The organism is Stenotrophomonas maltophilia (assembly GCF_004920835.1).
Classification (GTDB): Bacteria; Pseudomonadota; Gammaproteobacteria; order Xanthomonadales; family Xanthomonadaceae; genus Stenotrophomonas; species Stenotrophomonas maltophilia_AQ.
Genome location: NZ_QFHO01000019.1, coordinates 57,083 through 77,717, shown reverse-complemented (window position 1 = coordinate 77,717; position 20,635 = coordinate 57,083). Strand labels below are relative to the sequence as shown.

20 protein-coding genes are annotated in these 20,635 nt (G+C 67.3%); 14 read left to right on the top strand and 6 right to left on the bottom strand.

Annotated features, from left to right (window positions below; genetic code table 11):
• Positions 1-155 precede the first annotated feature (155 nt).
• A complete protein-coding gene (locus DI041_RS14225) occupies positions 156-2,558 on the top strand; it encodes a S9 family peptidase (protein WP_136639134.1) in 2,403 nt (800 codons plus the stop codon).
• A gap of 90 nt (positions 2,559-2,648) precedes the next feature.
• Entirely contained in the window at positions 2,649-3,008 is a 360-nt protein-coding gene (locus tag DI041_RS14220; RefSeq protein WP_005407745.1) for a DUF1428 domain-containing protein, read from the top strand.
• Positions 3,009-3,023: 15 nt separating this feature from the next.
• On the opposite strand, the gene DI041_RS14215 is transcribed toward DI041_RS14220, so the two are convergent.
• Positions 3,024-3,710: a hypothetical protein gene (locus tag DI041_RS14215; protein ID WP_136639133.1), complete on the bottom strand. Its 687-nt coding sequence runs from the start codon at positions 3,708-3,710 to the stop codon at positions 3,024-3,026.
• 107 nt (positions 3,711-3,817) lie between these two features.
• On the bottom strand, positions 3,818-4,726 hold the full coding sequence (locus DI041_RS14210; RefSeq protein ID WP_136639132.1) for a histone: 909 nt from the start codon (positions 4,724-4,726) through the stop codon (positions 3,818-3,820).
• A gap of 491 nt (positions 4,727-5,217) precedes the next feature.
• On the opposite strand from DI041_RS14210, the gene DI041_RS14205 reads away from it, so the two are divergent.
• The 9 genes from DI041_RS14205 to DI041_RS14165 all read left to right on the top strand — a co-directional run bounded on the left by DI041_RS14205 (position 5,218) and on the right by DI041_RS14165 (position 13,134).
• Complete coding sequence (locus DI041_RS14205; RefSeq protein WP_012509800.1) at positions 5,218-6,651, top strand: Do family serine endopeptidase; 1,434 nt, start codon at positions 5,218-5,220, stop codon at positions 6,649-6,651.
• Between the two features lie 101 nt (positions 6,652-6,752).
• Positions 6,753-7,118 carry a hypothetical protein gene (locus tag DI041_RS14200; protein ID WP_004137828.1) on the top strand — a complete coding sequence of 122 codons (366 nt, stop codon included), beginning with the start codon at positions 6,753-6,755 and terminating at the stop codon, positions 7,116-7,118.
• 8 nt (positions 7,119-7,126) lie between these two features.
• Positions 7,127-7,597: a phage holin family protein gene (locus DI041_RS14195; RefSeq protein ID WP_004137827.1), complete on the top strand. Its 471-nt coding sequence runs from the start codon at positions 7,127-7,129 to the stop codon at positions 7,595-7,597.
• Complete coding sequence (locus tag DI041_RS14190) at positions 7,594-8,055, top strand: hypothetical protein (RefSeq protein ID WP_046984572.1); 462 nt, start codon at positions 7,594-7,596, stop codon at positions 8,053-8,055. The genes DI041_RS14195 and DI041_RS14190 overlap by 4 nt, the downstream gene beginning before the upstream one ends.
• 67 nt (positions 8,056-8,122) lie before the next feature.
• The gene (locus DI041_RS14185) at positions 8,123-9,232 is read left to right on the top strand and encodes an AI-2E family transporter (protein WP_136639131.1); all 1,110 of its coding nucleotides are present in this window, start codon (positions 8,123-8,125) and stop codon (positions 9,230-9,232) included.
• A 31-nt stretch (positions 9,233-9,263) separates the two neighbouring features.
• Positions 9,264-9,983, top strand: a complete 720-nt coding sequence (locus DI041_RS14180) for an HAD family hydrolase (RefSeq protein WP_046984571.1) — start codon at positions 9,264-9,266, stop codon at positions 9,981-9,983.
• Between the two features lie 3 nt (positions 9,984-9,986).
• Entirely contained in the window at positions 9,987-11,354 is a 1,368-nt protein-coding gene (locus DI041_RS14175) for a leucyl aminopeptidase family protein (RefSeq protein ID WP_136639130.1), read from the top strand.
• 143 nt (positions 11,355-11,497) lie between these two features.
• The gene (locus DI041_RS14170) at positions 11,498-12,601 is read left to right on the top strand and encodes a catalase family peroxidase (protein ID WP_136639129.1); all 1,104 of its coding nucleotides are present in this window, start codon (positions 11,498-11,500) and stop codon (positions 12,599-12,601) included.
• The gene (locus DI041_RS14165; protein WP_046984568.1) at positions 12,598-13,134 is read left to right on the top strand and encodes a cytochrome b; all 537 of its coding nucleotides are present in this window, start codon (positions 12,598-12,600) and stop codon (positions 13,132-13,134) included. The genes DI041_RS14170 and DI041_RS14165 overlap by 4 nt, the downstream gene beginning before the upstream one ends.
• Before the next feature lie 578 nt (positions 13,135-13,712).
• Here the strand turns inward: DI041_RS14165 and DI041_RS14160 are convergent.
• Genes DI041_RS14160 through DI041_RS14145 form a run of 4 tightly spaced genes read right to left on the bottom strand, consistent with a single transcriptional unit; the run spans position 13,713 to position 17,202 of the window.
• Positions 13,713-14,315 (bottom strand): response regulator transcription factor, encoded by a 603-nt coding sequence (locus DI041_RS14160; RefSeq protein WP_005407733.1) that lies wholly within the window; start codon positions 14,313-14,315, stop codon positions 13,713-13,715.
• Positions 14,312-15,526 (bottom strand): sensor histidine kinase, encoded by a 1,215-nt coding sequence (locus tag DI041_RS14155; RefSeq protein ID WP_136639128.1) that lies wholly within the window; start codon positions 15,524-15,526, stop codon positions 14,312-14,314. Before DI041_RS14155 ends, DI041_RS14160 begins: the two co-directional genes overlap by 4 nt.
• Positions 15,527-15,532: 6 nt before the next feature.
• Positions 15,533-16,309 carry an ABC transporter permease gene (locus DI041_RS14150; protein ID WP_136639127.1) on the bottom strand — a complete coding sequence of 259 codons (777 nt, stop codon included), beginning with the start codon at positions 16,307-16,309 and terminating at the stop codon, positions 15,533-15,535.
• Positions 16,306-17,202 carry an ABC transporter ATP-binding protein gene (locus tag DI041_RS14145; RefSeq protein WP_136639126.1) on the bottom strand — a complete coding sequence of 299 codons (897 nt, stop codon included), beginning with the start codon at positions 17,200-17,202 and terminating at the stop codon, positions 16,306-16,308. Before DI041_RS14145 ends, DI041_RS14150 begins: the two co-directional genes overlap by 4 nt.
• A gap of 202 nt (positions 17,203-17,404) precedes the next feature.
• Here DI041_RS14145 and DI041_RS14140 point away from each other — a divergent pair, with 202 nt between their 5' ends.
• The 3 genes from DI041_RS14140 (at position 17,405) to DI041_RS14130 (ending at position 20,631) form a co-directional block, all read left to right on the top strand.
• Entirely contained in the window at positions 17,405-18,652 is a 1,248-nt protein-coding gene (locus tag DI041_RS14140) for an efflux RND transporter periplasmic adaptor subunit (RefSeq protein ID WP_136639125.1), read from the top strand.
• A 117-nt stretch (positions 18,653-18,769) separates the two neighbouring features.
• Positions 18,770-19,459, top strand: coding sequence for an ABC transporter ATP-binding protein (locus tag DI041_RS14135; protein ID WP_004137569.1), 690 nt, complete (start codon positions 18,770-18,772; stop codon positions 19,457-19,459).
• A gap of 14 nt (positions 19,460-19,473) precedes the next feature.
• Positions 19,474-20,631 carry an ABC transporter permease gene (locus DI041_RS14130; RefSeq protein ID WP_046984562.1) on the top strand — a complete coding sequence of 386 codons (1,158 nt, stop codon included), beginning with the start codon at positions 19,474-19,476 and terminating at the stop codon, positions 20,629-20,631.
• Positions 20,632-20,635: the final 4 nt, after the last annotated feature.

Below are 20,635 nucleotides of genomic sequence, written 5' to 3'. Positions count from 1 at the left end.
CGGGAATGTAAATTCTCCGTTATTCGCCACAACGCTCCCTGAAAACAGCGGTCTTCGCATTGCTGAATTTTTTGGCTTGATTCAGGCTGCGTCTGGCATACGCGCGCGCCACGCGTGCATCTGTCATCCATCGATGATTGCAACAGGAGGTTGCCTTGCACCTGCCCTACCCGCTGCAGATGACTGTCCACGCTGCTGTCCTGGCCTGCGCGGCCTTGTTTTCCTCCGCGCCTGCGCACGCACTGCAGGCCGCTGACTACCAGCGCGCCGAACGCGTGCACGACAGTCATCTGCGCGGTGCGCTGCGCAATGCCTCGCTCCTGCCAAACTGGCTGGCTGATGGCCGCTTCTGGTACGAACGCGAAGACGCGCAGGGCCGACGCCAGGCGGTGTTGGTCGATCCGGCGAACGCTATGCGTACGATCCTGTTCGAACCCGATGTGCTGGACGCCGCAGTTGCACCTCTCGGTACCCACGGGCCACGCCTGCGCTTGAACAGCGTGCAGGTACTGCATGATGGCCTGCGCCTGCAGTTCAACGGCGAGGCGGCAATCAACTGCCAATGGCCACGCCTGCAGTGCACGGCCGCACAACAGGCGCCGCCGCCAGCCGATGCATTGCCGTCGCCCGGCGGTGACGCCTGGCTGCAGCTGCGCGACCACAATCTGTGGCTGCAGCGCTCTGGAACGGCGCCGCACGCACTGACCAGCGGCGGTGAAGCCGGCCACGGCTATGGTGTGCTGCCGGACTTCAGCCTGCGCGGCATTCCGCGCAGCCAGGGCCGGATGCCGCCGCGGCCATTCGCGGTCGGCTGGTCGCCGGATGGCCGCTACGTGGCCGGCATCCGCTACGACGAACGCGCGCTGCAGGACTACCCCTATCTGGAAAGCAGCCCGACCCACAGCGCGCGGCCGCGCGTGCATACCGTGAAGCTGGGGGTGCTGGGTGACACCGATCAGGTGCGCGACAGCCTGTACGTGGTCGATACCCGCAACGGCAGGCAGCATGACATCGCGCTGCCAGAGGGTTGGAACACGCTCAGTGAGGCCGGCATCCTGGGTTGGGACGGTGACCGGTTGTATGCCGCGATCGCGCACTTCGGCACACCGCGCAAGCTGCGCCTGGTGGAGATCGATGCCGGCAGCGGTGCAGTGCGCACCGTGCTGGAAGAAGCCAGCGATACCCGCCTGCAGCTCAACGTGTATTCGTACAACCGGCCAGCGGTGGCGATCCTGCCCGGCCAGGACACTGCGGTGTGGTTCTCGCAGCGCGATGGCCGGGGCCACCTGTACCGGGTGCGCCTGTCCGACGGGAAGGTGATGCAACAACTGACCCGCGGTCCATGGGTGGTGCGTGACCTGCTCGGCGTGGACGTTGTGAGTGGCTGGGCATACTTCAGCGCCGGCGGCGTCGACGGTGGCGATCCCTACGTGCGCGGCCTGTACCGGGTATCGCTGCAGGGCGGCCCCATCCAGCGCCTGGCCGCCGATGGCAGCGACCATCTGGCCGATGCCGGCAGCGGCGCTTTGTTTGGTGATCGCGCCCCGCAGGCCCTGTCACCGCGGGGCGACTACCTGGTCGATACCGTCTCCAGTCTCGATCAACCGCCACGCACCGTGCTGCGGGCCAGCGATGACGGCCGTGAAGTGATGGTGCTGGAAACAGCCGATGACAGGGCGATCGTTGCTGCCGGGTGGCGCCCACCACACCGCGAACGACTGCTGGCCGCCGATGGCCGCACGCCGATCTTCGCCACCGTCTACCTGCCCCGCGACTATCGCGATGACGGCAGCTTCCCGGTGATCGACGCGATGTACGGTGGTTCCTTCATCAGCAATGCGCCGGTCACCTACGCCGAGGCGGTGTCCGCCTTGAATCCGGTGTCACGCGCCAGCCTGGCCGAACTCGGCTTCGTGGTGGTCAGCATCGACGCGCGCGGTACCGGCGGCCGTGACAAGGCGTTCCATGACAGCAGCTTCGTGCAAGCCGCCGATGTGCAGCTGGATGACCACGTGGCCGCGCTGCGCCAGCTGGGCGCGCGCTACCGAGGTATCGATCTGCAACGGGTGGGCATCTACGGGCATTCGTTCGGTGGCTACAGTGCAGCGCGCGCCCTGCTGCGCTACCCGGCGTTCTACAAGGTGGGGGTGGCCTCGGCCGGCAGCCACAATTTCCAGGGCATGTACGGTGGGGCCGTTCATGGCATGGACCGGCTGTTCGGTGGCGTGCTGCCGGCCACGACCACTGCCGACGGTGTGCCGGCGCCGTTTGCCGGACTCGACAATGCAGCGCTGGCCGGCAACCTGCGCGGTCACCTGATGCTGGTCTATGGCGAGCTGGACGAAAACGCACCTCCGGCATTGACCCTGCAGCTGGCCGCCGCCCTGAACAAGGCCCAGCGCAGCTACGACCTGCTGTACCTGGCCCGGCAGGACCACGAACTGTTCCGCAACGACGCCACCTACACGCACCGCATGTGGGACTACTTCGTGCGCCACCTGGCGGGCCAGCAGCCACCGGATACGATGCTGGCGCCGCTGCCTGGTGGTCCGGGCTGAACAGGCGCACACAGGATGTCGATCCACGACGCACTGGTTCGTCGGGTACTTGAAGGCCGTGCATGCGGCACGGTCCATCCGGAGGCAGCAATGAGCTACATCGATGGTTTCGTCCTGGCGGTGCCCACCGCCAACAAAGAGAAGTTCCTCGCTCATGCACGCACAGGGGATCCCGTTTTCATCGAATACGGCGCGCTGCGCGTGGTCGAGTGCTGGGGCGATGACGTGCCGCACGGCAAGACCACCGACTTCTTCGGCGCGGTGAAAGCCACGCCAGACGAGACGGTGGTGTTTTCCTGGATCGAATGGCCGGACAAGCCGACCCGCGACGCCGGCATGAAGAAGATGATGGAAGACCCGCGGTTTGATCCGGCGACGAATCCGATGCCGTTCGACGGCGCGCGGATGATCTACGGCGGCTTCGTGCCGATCTACGAACTAACGCGCTGAACCGGGCGGACGTGCTCAGCGCGCGTCCGTTTCATCGCTGGCAGAGGCATGGCCGGCGCCCAGTGCGGCGCCGGCGCCCAGACCCACGCCCCCCATGCCGGCGCCCATTCCGCCCCCACCGCTGCCGCCTCCAGTGCGGCCGCCCTTCGCATCACCATCGGTGCGGCCCTTGCCACTGGCACCGCCCGGGCGGGTCGGGCCCTGCGGCGGAATCTGCAGATCGGCCGGGATCGGCGCCAGGTCCAGCGCTTCGCGCACGAAGTCGCGCAGTGAAACCACCAGATCGTGGGTTTGCACCAGTCGTCCCTGCGCCAACTCGTTGGCCGCACGCGCGGCCAGCCGTACCTGCTCATCGGTGCCCAGCAGCAGGATGTCCGACAGCGCCGCTTCTACGGCGTCGCGGATGCGGCGCGCGCGATCCGAGCGGGGTTCGGCGATGCCTTCGGCATCTTCGCGTTGGCGCAGGTCGCGGCGGTGGCTGGGATCGACACCCAGTTCACCGGTGAACGAGCCGCCCAGGGTCTTGTAGGCGGCCATCAGCGTGCGCAGGCGCTCGTTGATCTGCCGGTTCTCGCGCTCGCGCCGCTGCTGCAGGGTCTGCATCACCAGCAGGCGGATGCCCACGCCCAGCAGAGTGATCAGGACCAGGCCGGCCAGGGTGGACAGCACGCCCTGCCAGGAGCTGAAGTCGATACCGCGCATGCTCGGGGCTCCGGCGGGAAGAACCTGCATCTTGCCCCATCCCGTGTCCCAGAAACGCGAAAGGCCCCACCACCCGGTAGGTGGCAGGGCCTTCGGTACCCGCGCGATTACTTGCGCTTGGCGACCTTGCGCACGGCCTTCTTGGCCGGAGCCTTCTTCGCCGGAGCCTTCTTGGCAGCAACCTTCTTCAGCGGCGCAGCCTTCTTGGCGACAGTCTTGCGGGTGGCGGCAACCTTCTTGCCAACCGCCTTCTTGGCGACGGCGGTCTTCTTGCCGACGACCTTCTTGGCGGCAGCGGTCTTCTTGCCGACGACCTTCTTGGCAACGGCGGCCTTCTTGCCGACAACCTTCTTGGCAGCAGCGGTCTTCTTGGTGGCGACCTTCTTGGCGACAGCAGCCTTCTTGCCGACAACCTTCTTGGCAGCCACGACCTTCTTGCCGGCGACCTTCTTGGCAGCGACGGTCTTCTTGGCCACAGCCTTCTTGGCGGTGGCGACCTTCTTGCCGACAACCTTCTTGGCGGCCTTGGTCTTCTTGGCAACAGCCTTCTTCGCGACGGCAGCCTTCTTGGTGGCGGCCTTCTTCACGGTAGCGACCTTCTTGCCGGCAGCCTTGGTGGCGGCCTTGGTGGTCTTCTTGGCAGCAGCGGCCTTCTTGGCCACGGCCTTGCCTGCAGCTGCCTTCTTCTTGGCCACTTCCTTCTTCAGGGCAGCGGCTTCGGCCTTGGCGTTCTTCTTGGCGGCTTCCAGCTTCTTCTTGGCGTTGGCAACGGTCTTGCCGACCGACTTGGCAGCCTTCTCGGCCTTCTTGGCAACGGTCTTCTCGACCTTGGCCACAGCCTTCTTGGCCTTGGCAACGCGGGTACCGGCAGCCTTGGTGGCGCGCTTGACGGTCTTCTTGACCGACTTCACGGCGTCTTCGGCGGCGTGGGCGATGGTCTCGCCAACGTTGGTGGCGGTTTCTTTGACGTTCTCGACGGCGTCGGTCACGACCGACACACCATTACCGTTGCTCATGTTGCCCTCCTGGGGGCCTTAAGTATCAAAACGGGGCGATGCTATACCGACATTGACGATCGTGGAACGGGGCACGCGCCAGCAATCGCATCTGCTGCGACGCTGATGGTGTAGCCCACCACCCTTGCCGGCGATACATGTGTGCAGGAAAACCCTTCTTTTCAGCACTGAGCCGCGCTGGCGAGGCTGCGGCGGGCGTTCGCTGCACGTGCTTGATCGAATGCAGGCGAAGGAGCGCTTTATGGCGCATCGCGGCACCCGGTTGCGCCGAACTGCGCAAGTATCGGCCTGTATCTGCAATGCATCCGATGTCGCACGAACGCGCACCAGGCACCTCCACTGATGACGCCACCACCCCGAAGCGGGCGGCAGTGGCCCCGCTTTCCGGCGTTCCGTTTTCATGGCGCATTTATCCAGATCGCGACACACTCATTCAGCTTGTTTTACCGTAGAGCCAAACGGCCCCCACCCACGCCAGCGAACCGACTCCCATGCGACCGCTTCCCACCCTGCTCACGCTCGCAATCGCCGCCGCCTTCGGTGGCTTCGTTGCCACCGGCCTCAATGCGCACCTGGACAACCGAGCCGATGCAGCGCCGCTGCCGGCGGTGCTGCCCACCGCCGCCGCGCTGCCAGCTTCGGTGGCCGGGCAGGCGGTGCCGTCACTGGCACCGATGCTGGAGAAAGCGATGCCGGCCGTGGTCAGCGTCAATACCAAGCAGGTCGTGCGGGTGCGCAACCCGTTCTTCAACGACCCGTTCTTCCGCCGTCTGTTCCCGGACATTCCGCAGGAGCGCATCAATGAATCGCTCGGCTCGGGCGTGATCATCGATGCCAAGGAAGGCCTGGTACTGACCAACCACCATGTCATCGACAACGCCGATGACGTGCAGGTGACACTGGCCGACGGGCGCACGGTCAAGGCCGAGTTCCTCGGCTCGGACCGCGATACCGACATCGCGCTGATCCGTATCCCGGCGCAGAACCTGACCGACATCAAGCTCGGCAACAGCGACCAGTTGCGCGTGGGCGACTTCGTGGTGGCCATCGGCAACCCGTTCGGCTTCAGCCAGACGGTCACCTCCGGCATCGTCTCGGCGGTGGGCCGCAGCGGCATCCGCGGGCTGGGCTACCAGAACTTCATCCAGACCGATGCGTCGATCAACCCGGGTAATTCCGGTGGCGCACTGGTTGACCTGCAGGGCCAGCTGGTCGGCATCAATACCGCCAGCTTCAACCCGCAGGGCAGCATGGCCGGCAACATCGGCCTGGGCCTGGCGATCCCCTCCAACCTGGCGCGCAGCGTGGTCGACCAGCTGGTCAAGCACGGCGTAGTGGTGCGCGGCACCCTGGGCGTGGAGAGCCAGAACCTGACCGCACAGATAGCGCAGGGCCTGGGCCTGGGCGAAACCCGTGGCGCACTGGTCACGCGCGTACTGGCCGGATCGGCCGCGGCCGCTGCGGGCCTGAAACCGGGCGACGTCGTGGTGTCGGCCAACGGGCAGCGCGTGGACAGCGCCGAGGCGCTGCACAACGTGGAAGGCCTGGCCACAGTGGGCAGCCCGCTGACGCTGGACGTGCGTCGCGAAGGCAAGCCGCTGCAGATCAAGGCGATATTGAAGGAACAGGCACGCGCGGTCACCGGCGACAGCCTGGACCCGCGCCTGGGCGGTGCCACCTTCGTCGACCTGCCCGAATCGCTGCGCCAGTCCGGCGCTGGCGGCGTGCTGGTCAGCGAGGTCAAGCGCGGCAGCCGCGCCGCCAGCAACGGGCTGCAGCAGGGCGACATCATCACTGATGCAACGGTAGGTGAATTCGCCGACCTGGCCAGCTGGCGCGCCAATTTCCAGCAGCGCCCCCCCACCCTGGTGCTGCGCGTGCTGCGCAACAATGGCCAGCAGCAGGGCCAGCTCGTGATGCGCTGATCGCCCAGCCGTAACACCCCCTATACCCCGGCAATGCTATTGCTGTCAGTCCAGGTCGGCGCCGCCGTCCCCCGTTCCCCCATCGCAACAGGAGTGATTCGATGAGCCCCACCAATACCGAGAACCTGAAGGACCACCTGGGTGAAGCCGGTTCCCACCTGAAGCAGGCCGCCAGCGCTGCCGGCGGTGCGATCAAGGGCGCAACCGGTGCAGCAACCGACGAACTGCGCATCGGCAAGGCCAACGTCAAGGCAGAGTTGTCCGACAGCGCGCTGTCCGGCCTGGCCGCCGCCGAATTCGGTGGAGCCGCGGCCAAGGAACAGGTCGACGCACTGATGGACAAGGGCAAGGACCTGATCGACAGCGCCGCTGAACTGATCCGCGAACGTCCGTTGGCTTCGTTCGGTGTCGCCTTCGCAGCCGGCTGGATCATCGCCAAGCTGGCCCGCGGCAGCAGCGACAAGTAAGCCGCAGCGTGAGCGAAGAGAACGCGCAAGCGCCTGATCCGGCGGCTACCCCGCCGCTGGATGAGAGCATCCGCCAGGTCGGCGCGGCCGGTCGTGCCGCCGCCGATTCTGCCAAGCACACGGTACGCTCCCTGCGCCGGTTGGCCTCTGCCGACTTCGCGCTGGCGCGTAGTGCATTCGGTCGCGCGCTGGCCTGGGCCGGCGTGGCGATCGTGTTTGGAGCCTCGGCCTGGCTGCTGATGGCCGCCACGCTCATCGCCCTGCTGCAGAGCTGGGGCCTGAGCTGGCTGCAGGCCCTGTTGATCACCTCGCTGCTGAGCCTGGCCGTTACCGGCTATGCGATCTGGCGGGTGTCCTACTTCTTCCACCACACCGGCATGCACGCCACCCGGCGCCAGTTGTCGCGCCTGGGCCTGTTCGATGAGCCCAGCGAGGACGACCCTGATGCCGGGGTACAGCTGCCGGAGGGCAAGCCATGAAATTCGGCGCGCTGCAGCGGCGGGTAAAGCGCTGCGAACAGGTGGTGACCGTGCGCATGGGCGAGACCCAGGACCACTGGGGCACGCTCAGCCAGGTCTGGCGCCAGGGCTGGTCGCCTCTGCGCATCGTCGTGGTGGGCCTGGCCGGTGGCTTCATCGCCGGCAAGCTGGAAGTGCCGGGCAAGGTCAACGGCGCACGCTGGCTGCAGATGGTGGGGTCGGTGTCGAACCTGTTCGCCAGCGCGCAGGCTGCATTCGCTACGGCGATGGCAGCGCAGGCCGCAGCCACCGCCGACGATGCGGCTGAAGAAGCCGACGATGCCAGCGAACATGCACAGGCGGCAGCATCAGCGGCGGGCACACGACCGGCACCAGCACCACAACCGCAGGCAGCGCCGGAACCGGAACTGCGCGAACCGCGTCCGGCCGAAGCGGCGACCGAGCTGTCCGAACGTTGATTCACGGGATCCGCCGCGCCGATCGCGGCCGGCGGATAATGCGCTCCCCTTTCCGGTTGATGCGTCGATGAGCGAGTCCCTCCTGTCCCCGTCACCGGCTGGCCCGGAAGCGCCCGAGGCGCCACTGCCGCCGCCATCGCGCCCGCGCGGGCCGATGTCGCTGGTGGTGCTGGCCGCGCTGGCGGTGAGCTACACGCTGTGGGCCGCACAGGACATCATCCTGCCGGTACTGCTGGCGATGTTCTTCGCGCTGGTCGGCAACCCGATCCTGCGCCTGCTGCAGAAGTTGTGGATCCCACGTGCGCTGGGCGCGCTGCTGATCCTCGGTGCCGGCCTCGGCGTGACCGGTTCGCTGGCCGTGCAGCTGATCGGCCCGGCGATGGAATGGGCGCAGGAAGCCCCGCAACAGCTGCGCAAGGTGGCCCGCCAGGTGCAGGACCTGACCAAGCCGGTGCAGCAGGCCAACCAGGCCGCGGAGAACTTTGCACGCGTCGCTGGCGGCGACAGCAACCGCAAGGTGCAGGTGATCCGCACCCAGCTGGACGACCCGTACCGCATGCTGACCCGTGCGCCGCGTCTGGCCGCCTCGGTGCTGGCAGTGGTGTTGCTGACCCTGTTCTTCATGATCTACGGGCAGAGCCTGCAGCGCGCGGCGATCGCCCTGTTCCCGAACCGCCAGCAGCAACGCTTCACCAGCGACATCCTGCGGTCGATCGAGCGCGAGGTGTCGCGCTACGTGCTGACCATCAGCGTGATCAACACCCTGGTCGGACTGGTGTTCGCCGGCGTACTGATGCTGCTGGGCATCAGCCTGCAGGAAGCGCTGCTGTGGGGCACGGTGGCCGCCCTGCTGAATTTCGCACCGTATGTAGGCCCCTTGATCGGCGTGGCACTGATGCTGCTGATGGGCTTCGTCGAGTTCCGCGACCCGCTGCAGGCCCTGCTGCCCGCAGCCGCCTACCTGGGCCTGCACACCCTGGAAGGACAGATGGTGACCCCGATCGTGCTGGGGCGGCGCATGAAGCTGTCGCCGCTGGTACTGATCCTGGCGCTGATGCTGTTCGGCTGGGCCTGGGGCATGATCGGCCTGCTGCTGGCAGTACCGCTGCTGGTCTGCATCAAGCTGGTGCTGGCACGGCTGGACGGCATGCAGGGATGGGCGCGCCTGCTGGAATGAAAGCCCGCGCTGGCGGGGGTAGAATGGCAGGGTGAATTTCCCTGTCCAAGCCATCACCCTCGACCTCGACGACACGCTCTGGCCGTTCGCCCCGATCGGCGCCCGCATCGACCTGGTCCTGCACGAGTGGATGCGTGAACACAGCCCCGCCACTGCCGAGATGTATCCGCTGGCGGCGATGCGAGAACTGCGCGAGCGCTCGTTCCGAGACAATCCACACCTTCACCATGACCTGAGCGCGCTGCGCCGGCTGACGCTGCAGGAGGCCCTGCAGAACAGCGGTGCCAGCCTGGAATTGCTCGAACCGGCCTACGAGGCGTTCTACGCCGCGCGCAACCAGGTCGAGTGCTATCCCGATGCGATCGATGCACTGGCGCGGATTGCCGCGCGGGTACCGGTCGCAGCGCTGAGCAACGGCAATGCCGATCTGGAGCGGATCGGCCTGGCCCATCATTTCGCCTTCCAGCTGGGTGCGCGCGAACACGGCGCGGCCAAGCCCGAAGCGAGCATCTTCCACGCCGCCTGCACCCGCCTGGGTGTGGCGCCGGCACAGGTGCTGCATGTCGGCGACCACGCCGAGATGGACGTGGCCGGGGCGATCGCCGCCGGCCTGCGCGGCTGCTGGATCAACCGCGAAGCCGCCACCTGGACCCATCCGCAACTGCAGCCGGACCTGCAGTTCGACACCCTCACCGGCCTGGCCGACTGGTTGGATGACAACCTCGATGCCGCCGCACCCCGGAGTACCTGACGCATGAGCGAGATCACTGGTTTCACCGCCGAAACCGCCGCAGCACTGCCACTGCATGTGCTGGGCCGCGAGCAGTTCGCGGCATGGAAGGACGGCCAGCCAGCCGCTATCCAGGCCTGGCTGGCATCGCAGGGCTTCAATGCCGGCGCACACAGCGTGGCCCTGCTGCCGGGTGCCGACGGCCTGGCCGGTGCGGTGATCGGCGTTGGTGACCGCGCCGATGCCTACAGCTATGCGCATGCCCCGCACGCCCTGCCGGAAGGCAGCGTGTGGCAGCTGGCGACTGAACTGCCGGCCGAGGAGCAGGCACTGCTGCAGCTGGGCTGGGGCCTGGGCAGCTATCGCTTCGACCGCTACCGCAAGCGTAACCGCGCCCCGGCTCAGCTGGTGGCTGCACCTTCCGGTGAAGTGGCCGATCTGATCGCCGCCAGCCTGCGCGTGCGTGACTGGGTCAACACCCCGACCGAAGACATGGGCCCGCAGCAGCTGGAAGACGCAGCGCGCACCCTGGCTCAGGCACATGGCGCCCAGGTCGAGGCGATCACCGGCGATGAACTGCTGAAGCAGAACTTCCCGGCCATCCATGCCGTCGGCCGCGCCTCGCACCGCGCGCCGCGCCTGGTGGTGCTGCGCTGGGGCAAGGAAACCGATCCTGCACTGGTGCTGGTCGGCAAGGGTGTGTGCTTCGATACCGGCGGCCTGGACATCAAGCCGGCCGACGGCATGCGCAACATGAAGAAGGACATGGGCGGTGCTGCACACGCACTGGCCCTGGCCGGCCTGGTCATGGCTCGCGGGCTTCCGGTGCACCTGACCCTGCTGGTGCCGGCGGTGGAGAATGCGATCGGCCCGGATGCGTTCCGCCCGGGCGAAGTGATCGCCACCCGCAAGGGCCTGAGCGTGGAGATCGACAACACCGACGCAGAAGGCCGCGTGATCCTGTGTGATGCGCTGACCTTCGCCAGCGAACAGAAGCCGGACCTGGTACTGGACTTCGCCACCCTTACCGGCGCTGCACGCATCGCGCTCGGCCCCGACCTGCCGGCACTGTTCAGCAATGACGACGCGGTCGCTCAGCAATGGCTGCAGGCCGGTGACGCCACCCGCGACCCGGTCTGGCGCATGCCTTTGTGGCGCCCGTACCTGCGCTATCTGAGCAGCGGTATCGCCGACCTGGCCAACGCCGGTTCGCGCATGGCCGGCTCGGTCACCGCTGCGCTGTACCTGGAACGCTTCCTGGAAGACGGCCAGCGCTGGGCGCATCTGGACGTGTACGCCTGGAACGACGGCGAACGCCCGGGCCGGCCGGCCGGTGGTGAAGCACTGGCGCTGCGCTCGGCGTGGGCGATGCTGAAGGCGCGTTACGCCTGATGGAGGCGCCGGGCATGGCCCGGCGCAACCTGCCCTGATGCAGCGGGTAAATCTGACGAAAAATTGAATTCCGGCCCCGGCCGGGTTCTGCGAGGATGTGTGGGTCGACCACCCACACGCTCCGTGAAGGCAGGACACCGACCATGTCGCTCTTCCGCTACACCCGCGCCGGCCAGACACCGGGCGCACCGCGCAAGCACTCGCCGCTGCTCTGGATCGCACTGATCGCGTTGATTCTGGGGGCGGTCGCGTTGACCTTCGCCTGGTTGGCCGGCTGGGTTGGCAACCGCCTGACCGCGCAGCGCTTCACCGACACCATCGAAGCTACCGGCCCGGCCCATCCCGGCTTCCGCCGTGCGCACAGCAAGGGCATCTGCGTGAGCGGCTGGTTCGAGCCCAGTGCGCAGGCGCCGACGCTGTCCAGCGCACGGGTGTTTTCACAGCAGAAGGTACCCGTGATGGGCCGCCTGTCGATCGGCGGTGGCGACCCCTACGGCGCGGACAACACCGCACGCGTGCGCAGCCTCGCTGTGCAGATGGTCAGCGACGACGGCCAGGAATGGCGGATGGCGATGAACAGCTTCCCGTTCTTCGCCGTACCCAACGCCGAGGCGTTCTACGAGCAGACGCGCGCCTCCATCCCCGACCCCACCACCGGCAAGCCCGACCCGCAGAAGATGGCCGCGGTGCTGGCGAAGTACCCGAGTGCGCAGGCGTTCCAGCAATGGGCCAAGACAGCGCCGTGGACCAGCAGCTGGGCCAACACCACCTTCAACAGCGTCAACAGCTTCTGGTTCACCAATGTGCAGGGCCAGAAGCGCGCGGTGCGCTGGCGCTGGCAGCCGCAGGCGCCGGTGGTGGAGATGGATGCGGACACGCGCAAGCAGGCCAGCGTCGACTTCCTCAGCCAGGAACTGCAGCAGCGCCTGGCCAGTGGCCCGGTGCGCTGGAACCTCGTCGTCACCACCGCCGAACCCGGCGATGCCATCGATGATCCGTCGGTGCCGTGGCCCGAGTCGCGTGAACAGGTGGTGGCCGGCGTACTTAGCCTGGACCGCCTGCAGTCGCAGGAAGAAGGCGCCTGCGGACAGATCAACTTCGATCCACTGATCCTGCCCAGTGGCGTGCGTGGCAGTGACGATCCGATCCTGGCCGCCCGCTCGGCCGTGTACTCGCAATCCTTCAACCGACGCGAACGCGAGCGCGCCAGCGGCAACGTCGAACAACCGAAGGAGGCCGCACGATGAGCACCGGCAACGGCCACTTCAACCTGCTGGCACGGGTGCTGCACTGGGCGATGGCATTGATGATCATCGCCATGCTGTTCATTGGCGTGACCATGGTCGCCTCGCTGCACCTGCGGCCGGTGCTGATCGACCTGCACCGCCCGTTGGGCATCGCCATCGGCGTACTGGTGCTGCTCCGCCTGTACAACCGGCTGCGCCATCGCCCACCGCCGTTGCCGGCGGATCTTCCCGTATGGCAGGCGATGGCGGCCAAGGCCTCGCACTGGATGCTGTATGCGCTGATGCTGGCGATGCCACTGATCGGCTGGGCGATGCTGTCGGCCGGCGGTTACCCGATCGTGCTGTGGGGTGGCCTGCACCTGCCGCCGATCGTGCCGCATACCCCGGCGTTGTACGCCGCGTTGCGCAATGCGCACAGCCTTCTGGCGTATGTGTTGTTCGCCACGGTGCTGATGCATGTGGGTGCAGCGCTGTTCCACCTGTGGGTGCGGCGGGATGGCGTGTTCCAGGCGATGGCACGCGGGAAGGACTGATCGTGTTCGCCGGGTGTTCCCGGCGGATCGTTTCCGCGACCGCGGAGGGGGTGTTACTTTCTTTGCTCGTGCAAAGAAAGTAACCAAAGAAACACGCCGCCAGGTCGCGAGCCGGCGCTGCGCGCCGGTGCCCTGCGCTTCTCGGTGAATCAGGGGACGGCGCCGAAATCGCTGCGCTCAGACATCGGCGCCTCTGCGCCCCTGATTCCCCTGCGATGCTCGGCTCGCTCAAGGCGGACCCAAGGTCAAATGCCACAGCTGCACCCAGTAGATCCACGCCATGCGTGGATGCCGTTGCCGTTGACCTTCCAGTCCGCCTTCAAGCGAGCCGAGCACCGCAGGTCCGGCGAGGGCGAAGAGGTGCGGGTGTCTGAGCGCAGCGAGTTCCCGCACCGTCCCTCGACGGACCGAGGAGCGCAGGGCACCGGCGTGCGAAGCACGCCGGCTCGCGGCCGGCGGAGCGTTTCTTTGGTTACTTTCTTGATGGCGCACATTCATGTGCGCCACCCTACGGGCCGGCTACGCCGTTCCGCGCTGCTCCTGCAGCGCGGTGCACGAGCAAAGAAAGTGACGCCCCCCTATAACCACCCCTTCTGCCGCGCCAGCCGGTACGCTTCGATCCGATTGGCCACGCCCAGTTTGCCGATGCACTCGGACAGGTAATTGCGCACCGTGCCGTGCGACAGCCCCAGCTGCTCGGCGATCTCGCTGGCGGTACGGCCCTCGCCCGCCAACCGCAGCACACGGCGTTCGCGGTCGGTCAGTGGATCGGCCTGCGACCAGGCGTCCAGCGCCAGCTGCGGGTCGATCGCGCGGATGCCCTGCTTCACCTTGCGCAGTGCATCGGCCAGGTTTTCGGCCGGTGCGTCCTTCAGCAGGTAGCCCAGCACGCCAGCTTCCAGCGCGCGGCGCAGGAAACCGGCACGGGCGAAAGTGGTCACGATCACCACCTTGATCGGCAGTTCGTGGCGGGCGATGCGTTGCGCCAGCTCCAGCCCGCTCAGGCCCGGCATCTCGATGTCGGTGACCAGGATGTCCGGCTGCAGCTGCTGCAGCATGCGCCAGGCGGCCTCGCCATCGGCGGCACTGCCCAGCACTTCAATGTCCGGTTCCAGGCCGAGCAGCGCCGACAGTGCGCCGCGCACCATCGCCTGGTCTTCGGCCAGCAGGATGCGGATCATGCCGCGCCCCCCTGTGCCAACGATGCCGACGACAGCGGCATGGTGGCGGCCACCAGGGGCACGCGCACGGTCAGCAGCGTACCTTCGCCGCGCGGCGACTGCAGGGTCAGCTGTCCCCCGAGCGCCGCCGCCCGTTCACGCATGCCACTCAATCCATTGCCCTCGGCCTGCACGCCGCCGCGGCCGTCATCGCGTATCTGCATCGCCAACTGTCGGTCCTCAAGCATGAAATCCACCTGCACCCGGGTCGCCTGTGCATGGCGCACGATGTTGGTGGCGGCCTCGCGCAACACCAGCGCCAGCCCGCGCTCCACCTCCACCGGCATCGCTGGCGGTGCCGTGTACTGCAGGTGCACCTGCTGGCATTCCAACAGCAGCCGCGCCGATGCCAGTTCGCCGGCCAGATCGCTGGCACGGATGCCGGTCACCGCACTGCGTACCTGTGCCAGCGCTTCGCGGGCGATGGCCTCGGCTTCACCGATCTCCTGCCGTGCACGCGCGTCATCGCGGTCGTACAGCTTGCGCGCCAGTTCCAGCTTCAGCGTGATCAGCGACAGCGTGTGGCCCAGCAGATCGTGCAGGTCGCGGCCGATACGCTCGCGCTCGGCGGTGGTCGCCAACCGTCGCACCTCGTCCTGGGACAGCTGCAGGGCCACGTCGCGCTGATGGCTCAAGGCCTCCACGTTCACCACCAGGCCGACAATGAACGACACCGCCGGCATCCACACCATGGCCTGCCACGGATAGCCGAAGTACAGCGCGGTGCTGCAGAACAGAAGATTCAGTCCGGTCAACTGCAGCAGGTATACCCACCAGCCGCCGCGGCTGCTCATGCGGATCATCACGCAGCCGAACACGAAGTAGCTCAACCCCGACGGATACCATGGCAGCAGTACCAGGGCCATCACGATCATGCCCAGCGCGTAGCGCCACGCGTGGTGCCGTGGCGCCAGCATCACCTTGGCATAGAGCAGCAGGAACAACGGATAGCTGGCCAGGGTCAGCAGCAGCCAGCGCAGCGTGAAGCCGTTCCCGAGCACCGGGGTGAGGAAGATCCAGACCGACCACAGCAGGTGGATTGCGCCGCTCCAGGGCGACTTGCCACGCCGCAGCAGTTCGGCCACCGCCGAATCCGGTGCAGGGCGCAGCAGGGACGCAAGCCAGCTCGACGACACGGGAGGATCCAGGCGGGGACGATCGCTGCCGATCATGCCAGTTCAGCCGATCCGGCGCAGGCGCCGGCGCGCCAGCAGCAACGCGACCACGGTCACCACCAGCAGCACCAGCAGGTGGCCGGCGAGGTTGCCCACTGCCGGCAGCCCGACCACCGGCAACGCCAGCTGCGCCAGATGCCAGGTCGGCCACAGCGGTGCCATCGTCGAGAACAGCTGAGGCAGTGCCGACAGCGGCAACCACAGGCCCGACAGCAAGGCCAGCGGCAGATAAACCAGATTGACCATCGCCGGCGCCGCACTGGCACTGACATGGCTGCCGATCAGCAGACCGATCGCTCCGAGCGGCAGTGCTGCCAGACCCGCCACCGCCAGCAGCTGCACCATCTGCAACGCCTGCAGCTGCACGCCACCGAGCACACGCGCCACGCCTATCAGCAGCAACGCCACCAGCAGCGCGAACATCACCGCCATCGCCAGCCGTGCCAGCAGCGGTGCCGCCGCCGGCATCGGCAGCGCGCGCTTGAGGGTCAGCAGGCCGCCTTCGCGATCCAGCGCCAGCTGCACGCCGAAGCCGAACAGCGCTGGAGCCATCGCACCGAACACGCAGTAGGTCGCCAGCAGGTACAGCGGCGCATGCCCGCGCCCGAGCAGCACGCCGAACAGTAGATAGAACAGCACCGGAAACAGCAGCGAGGGCACCGCGAACGCCGGCGTGCGCCAGGCCCGGCGCAGTTCGGCCAGCAGTTCGGCGCGGTACGGGCGCAGGGCCTGGCGCCATGCAGGCAGCGGCAACCTGGCGGTGCGGACAAGGGTGTTCATGCGGCCTCCCGGGTCATGTCGAGGAAGGCGTCGGCCAGCGCCGCGCCCTGTACTTCCAGCTCGCGCAGCTGCGCGTCGGCGGCCAGCAGACGCGCCACCACCGGCTCGGCCGGGCTCGCCAGCATCTGCAGATGCTCACCGTCGCGCTGCACCTGCTGCACGCCCGGCCATTGCCGTACGTCTTCAATGGGCAACCCACTGCGGCAACGGATGCGGCGCGGGCGGTCGGCCAGGCGCAGCTCGCTCAACGGTGCGTCGGCCAGTACCCGGCCCTGCTCCAGCACCACCACCTGCTGCGCCAGCGCTTCGGCTTCCTCCAGGTAATGGGTGGTCAGCAGCACACCACAGCCTTCGGCCACCAGCTGCCGGATCGCCTGCCACATCGCCTGCCGCGCCTGGATGTCCAGGCCGGTGGTGGGCTCGTCCAGGAACAGTACGCGTGGCCGCCCACACAGCGCGATGGCGAACTGCACGCAGCGCTGCTGGCCGCCGGACAGCTGGCCGTAGCGGCGGCGCGCGAGCGCCTGCAGGCCGGCGCGCTGCAGTACCTCCTGCAGCGGCATCGGGTCGGGGTAGCAGGCACTGGCCTGTGCCACCAGTTCGTCCACCTGCAGCATCGGCGGCAGGCTGGTGCTCTGCAGCATCACGCCCAGGCCGAGACGGCTGGTCCGCTGCTGCGGGTCGCCGCCGAGTAGTTCGACCTGCCCGCCATCGGCGCGGCGCAGGCCCAACAACACGCTGATCGCGGTACTCTTGCCGGCACCGTTGCGGCCCAGCAGCGCCAGCACCTGGCCAGCGCGTACCTGCAGGTCGATGCCATGCAGGGCGGTATGGTCGCGGTAACGCACCTGCACCTGCTGCAGGCGGGCCAGCGACGGGGCGATCGTATCCATGTGCGGTACCGGTAGCGGGGACGTTGCCATCCTGTGCCGCCGTGGTCACATTTCGCAGTTGCCGCCGTCAATGACATCGGATGACAGCTGTCACTGCCATCGCCGATGCACCTGCCTTCATGCTGTGCCGCACGCTCCACCGCCGGAACCGCCGCTGCCTGCCCTTCCGGTCACACCCGCCCGAACGCCTGTGATGGAACGAATGAACGCTTCTGCCGAGCTGTTGAAGGAACTCCGTATCGACCGCAAGTCGCCGCCGCCCGCCTCCAGTGGCGGCAGTGGTGGCCGCCGCTGGCTGTGGATCGCCGTGGCCGTGATCATCGTGCTGCTGGCCGGTGGTGCATTCGCACTGTTCGGCCGCGCGCCCACCGTGGAAGTGGACACCGCGCCGGCGGTGGCCATCCAACAGGGCAGCGCCAGCAGTTCGGTGCTCGACGCCAGCGGCTACGTGGTCGCCCGGCGCATGGCCACGGTGTCGGCCAAGATCACCGGCAAGGTGCGTGAGGTGATGATCGAAGAAGGCATGCGCGTGGAGCAGGGCCAGATCATGGCCACCCTGGACCCGATCGATGCCGACGCGCAGCGCAGCCTGTACGCCTCGCAGCTGCAAGCCGCACGCAGCCAGGTGGCCGGGCTGGAAGCACAGCAGAAGCAGGCCGCCGCTGAAGCCGGCCGCCTGCAGGCGCTGGTCGGCCAGCAGCTGGTGTCGCGCTCACAGTACGACCAGGCGGTGGCCCAGCGCGACAGCCTGCGTGCACAGCTGGACACCGCACAGCGCAACGTCAAGGTGGCCAACGACCAGCTGGCCATCGCCGACCTGGGCGTGGACAACAACATCGTGCGCGCGCCGTTCTCCGGCGTGGTCACCGCCAAGGCTGCGCAGCCCGGCGAGATCGTCTCGCCGCTGTCGGCCGGTGGTGGCTTCACCCGTACCGGCATCGGCACCATCGTCGACATGGAATCGCTGGAGATCGAAGTCGAGGTCGGCGAAGCCTTCATCGGCCGCGTGCAGCCGAAGATGCCGGTGGAAGCCACGCTCAACGCCTATCCGGAATGGAAGATTCCGGGTGAGGTGATCGCCATCATCCCCACCGCCGACCGCGGCAAGGCCACGGTGAAGGTACGCGTGGCACTGAAGGTGAAGGACCCGCGCATCGTGCCGGAGATGGGCGTGCGGGTCAGCTTCCTGGAACAGGCACAGCCGCAGACCGAAGCCAAGCCGCAGGGCGTGCGCGTTCCGGCTACTGCGGTGGTCGAGCGTGAGGGCGCGTCGGTGGCCTTCGCACTGGGCGATGACAACCGCGTGCAGCAGCGCACGGTCGAGGCGGGCCAGGCGATGGGCAAGGACCGCCAGATCCTCAAGGGCGTGAGCGCAGGGGAGTCGGTGGTGGTCAACCCGCCGGACACCCTGCGCGACGGCACCAGGGTCAAGCAGAAGCAAGCGCAGTAACGGCCCGGCGCCCGCATGGCGCCACCGGCAGTACCGCTGGAAAGCACCACTGTTCGACGCGTGCCGGCCGTTGGCCGGGACGCATCCCCGTTTCCCGCCTTTCGTGGAGAACCACCCATGTCGACCCTGGTTTCACTGCGCAACATCACCAAGACCTACCAGCGTGGGCCCGAAAAGGTGCAGGTGCTGCACGGCATCGACCTGGATATCGCCAGCGGCGATTTCGTCGCGCTGATGGGCCCGTCCGGTTCCGGCAAGACCACCCTGCTCAACCTGATCGGCGGCCTGGACAACCCCAGCGGCGGCGAGATCAGCATCGAAGGCGAGCGCATCGACCAGATGAGCGGCGGCCAGCTGTCGACGTGGCGCAGCCACCATGTCGGCTTCGTGTTCCAGTTCTACAACCTGATGCCGATGCTGACCGCGCAGAAGAACGTGGAACTGCCGTTGCTGCTGACCCACCTCAATGCGGCGCAGCGCCGCCGCAACGCAGAGATCGCGCTAACCCTGGTCGGCCTGGCCGACCGCCGCAGCCATCGCCCCAACGAACTGTCCGGCGGCCAGCAGCAGCGCGTGGCGATCGCCCGCGCGATCGTCTCCGACCCGACCTTCCTGATCTGCGACGAACCCACCGGCGACCTCGACCGCCAGTCTGCCGAAGAGATCCTGGGCCTGTTGCAGCAGCTCAACCGCGAACACGGCAAGACCATCATCATGGTCACCCATGACCCGAAGGCCGCCGAGTACGCCACCCACACGGTGCACCTGGACAAGGGCGAGCTGGCCGACGCGCCGCTGGCCCACTGACGGAGGCCACAGCGATGAAATACTTCTCGTTGGTCTGGGCACAGCTGTTCCGCAGCCGCACCCGCACCCTGTTGACCCTGCTGTCGGTGGTGGCCGCGTTCCTGCTGTTCGGCATGCTCGACTCGGTGCGCGTGGCGTTCTCGTCCGGTGGCAGCGTGGAAGGTGCCAACCGGTTGGTGGTGGCTTCGCGCCTGTCGATCACCCAGTCGCTGCCGATCCGCCTGGAAACGCAGATCCGCCAGGTCAGCGGCGTGCGCGATGTCACCTACGGCATGTGGTTCGGCGGCATCTACCAGGACCCGAAGAACTTCTTCCCCAACTTCTCGGTGGCGCCCAACTACTTCGATGTCTACCGCGAGCTGCAGATCGACCCGGCGCAGCTGCAGGACTGGCAGCAGACCCGTACCGGCGCGATCGTCGGCGAGACGCTGGCCAAGCAGTTCGGCTGGAAGATCGGCGACACCATCCCGCTGCAGGCCACCATCTTCCCGCGTGGCGGCAGCAACGACTGGCCGCTGGAACTGAAGGGCATCTACCGCTCGAAGGATCGCGCACTGGCGGCCAATGAAGAACGCCAGTTGATGATGAACTGGAAGTACTTCGATGAGTCCAACGACTACATCAAGAACCAGGTGAGCTGGTACACGGTGACGCTGGACAACCCGGAGCAGTCGTCAAGGGTGGCGCAGGCCATCGATGCGATCTCGGCCAACTCCGACCACGAAACCAAGACCCAGACCGAATCGGCGTTCCAGCAGGCCTTCGTCAAGCAGTTCGCCGACATCGGCATGATCGTCACCTCGATCATGGGCGCGGTGTTCTTCACCCTGCTGCTGTTGACCGGCAACACCATGGCGCAGGCGGTGCGCGAGCGCGTGCCCGAACTCGCCACGCTGAAGACGCTGGGCTTCAAGGACAGTACCGTGCTGATGCTGGTGATGGTGGAGTCGGTGCTGCTGATCGGCCTCGGTGGCCTGATCGGCATGGGCCTGGCTGCACTGATCCTGCCGGCGATCGGGCCGAAGAGCATGGGTATGCTGCCGCCGCATGTACCGACACCGACCTGGCTGATGGGGCTGGGCCTGATCGTGGTGATCGGCATCATCGTCGGCCTGCTGCCGGCGCTGCGTGCCAAGCGCCTGAAGATCGTCGACGCACTGGCCGGCCGCTGAGGAG

Coding starts and splice junctions, on each gene's coding strand:
- DI041_RS14135 (WP_004137569.1), top strand. CDS start 18,770: ATGTCGACCCTGGTTTCACTGCGCAACATCACCAAGACCTACCAGCGT.
- DI041_RS14130 (WP_046984562.1), top strand. CDS start 19,474: ATGAAATACTTCTCGTTGGTCTGGGCACAGCTGTTCCGCAGCCGCACC.
- DI041_RS14165 (WP_046984568.1), top strand. CDS start 12,598: ATGAGCACCGGCAACGGCCACTTCAACCTGCTGGCACGGGTGCTGCAC.
- DI041_RS14155 (WP_136639128.1), bottom strand. CDS start 15,526: ATGATCGGCAGCGATCGTCCCCGCCTGGATCCTCCCGTGTCGTCGAGC.
- DI041_RS14200 (WP_004137828.1), top strand. CDS start 6,753: ATGAGCCCCACCAATACCGAGAACCTGAAGGACCACCTGGGTGAAGCC.
- DI041_RS14145 (WP_136639126.1), bottom strand. CDS start 17,202: ATGGATACGATCGCCCCGTCGCTGGCCCGCCTGCAGCAGGTGCAGGTG.
- DI041_RS14215 (WP_136639133.1), bottom strand. CDS start 3,710: ATGCGCGGTATCGACTTCAGCTCCTGGCAGGGCGTGCTGTCCACCCTG.
- DI041_RS14205 (WP_012509800.1), top strand. CDS start 5,218: ATGCGACCGCTTCCCACCCTGCTCACGCTCGCAATCGCCGCCGCCTTC.
- DI041_RS14150 (WP_136639127.1), bottom strand. CDS start 16,309: ATGAACACCCTTGTCCGCACCGCCAGGTTGCCGCTGCCTGCATGGCGC.
- DI041_RS14210 (WP_136639132.1), bottom strand. CDS start 4,726: ATGAGCAACGGTAATGGTGTGTCGGTCGTGACCGACGCCGTCGAGAAC.
- DI041_RS14175 (WP_136639130.1), top strand. CDS start 9,987: ATGAGCGAGATCACTGGTTTCACCGCCGAAACCGCCGCAGCACTGCCA.
- DI041_RS14140 (WP_136639125.1), top strand. CDS start 17,405: ATGAACGCTTCTGCCGAGCTGTTGAAGGAACTCCGTATCGACCGCAAG.
- DI041_RS14170 (WP_136639129.1), top strand. CDS start 11,498: ATGTCGCTCTTCCGCTACACCCGCGCCGGCCAGACACCGGGCGCACCG.
- DI041_RS14190 (WP_046984572.1), top strand. CDS start 7,594: ATGAAATTCGGCGCGCTGCAGCGGCGGGTAAAGCGCTGCGAACAGGTG.
- DI041_RS14185 (WP_136639131.1), top strand. CDS start 8,123: ATGAGCGAGTCCCTCCTGTCCCCGTCACCGGCTGGCCCGGAAGCGCCC.
- DI041_RS14220 (WP_005407745.1), top strand. CDS start 2,649: ATGAGCTACATCGATGGTTTCGTCCTGGCGGTGCCCACCGCCAACAAA.
- DI041_RS14160 (WP_005407733.1), bottom strand. CDS start 14,315: ATGATCCGCATCCTGCTGGCCGAAGACCAGGCGATGGTGCGCGGCGCA.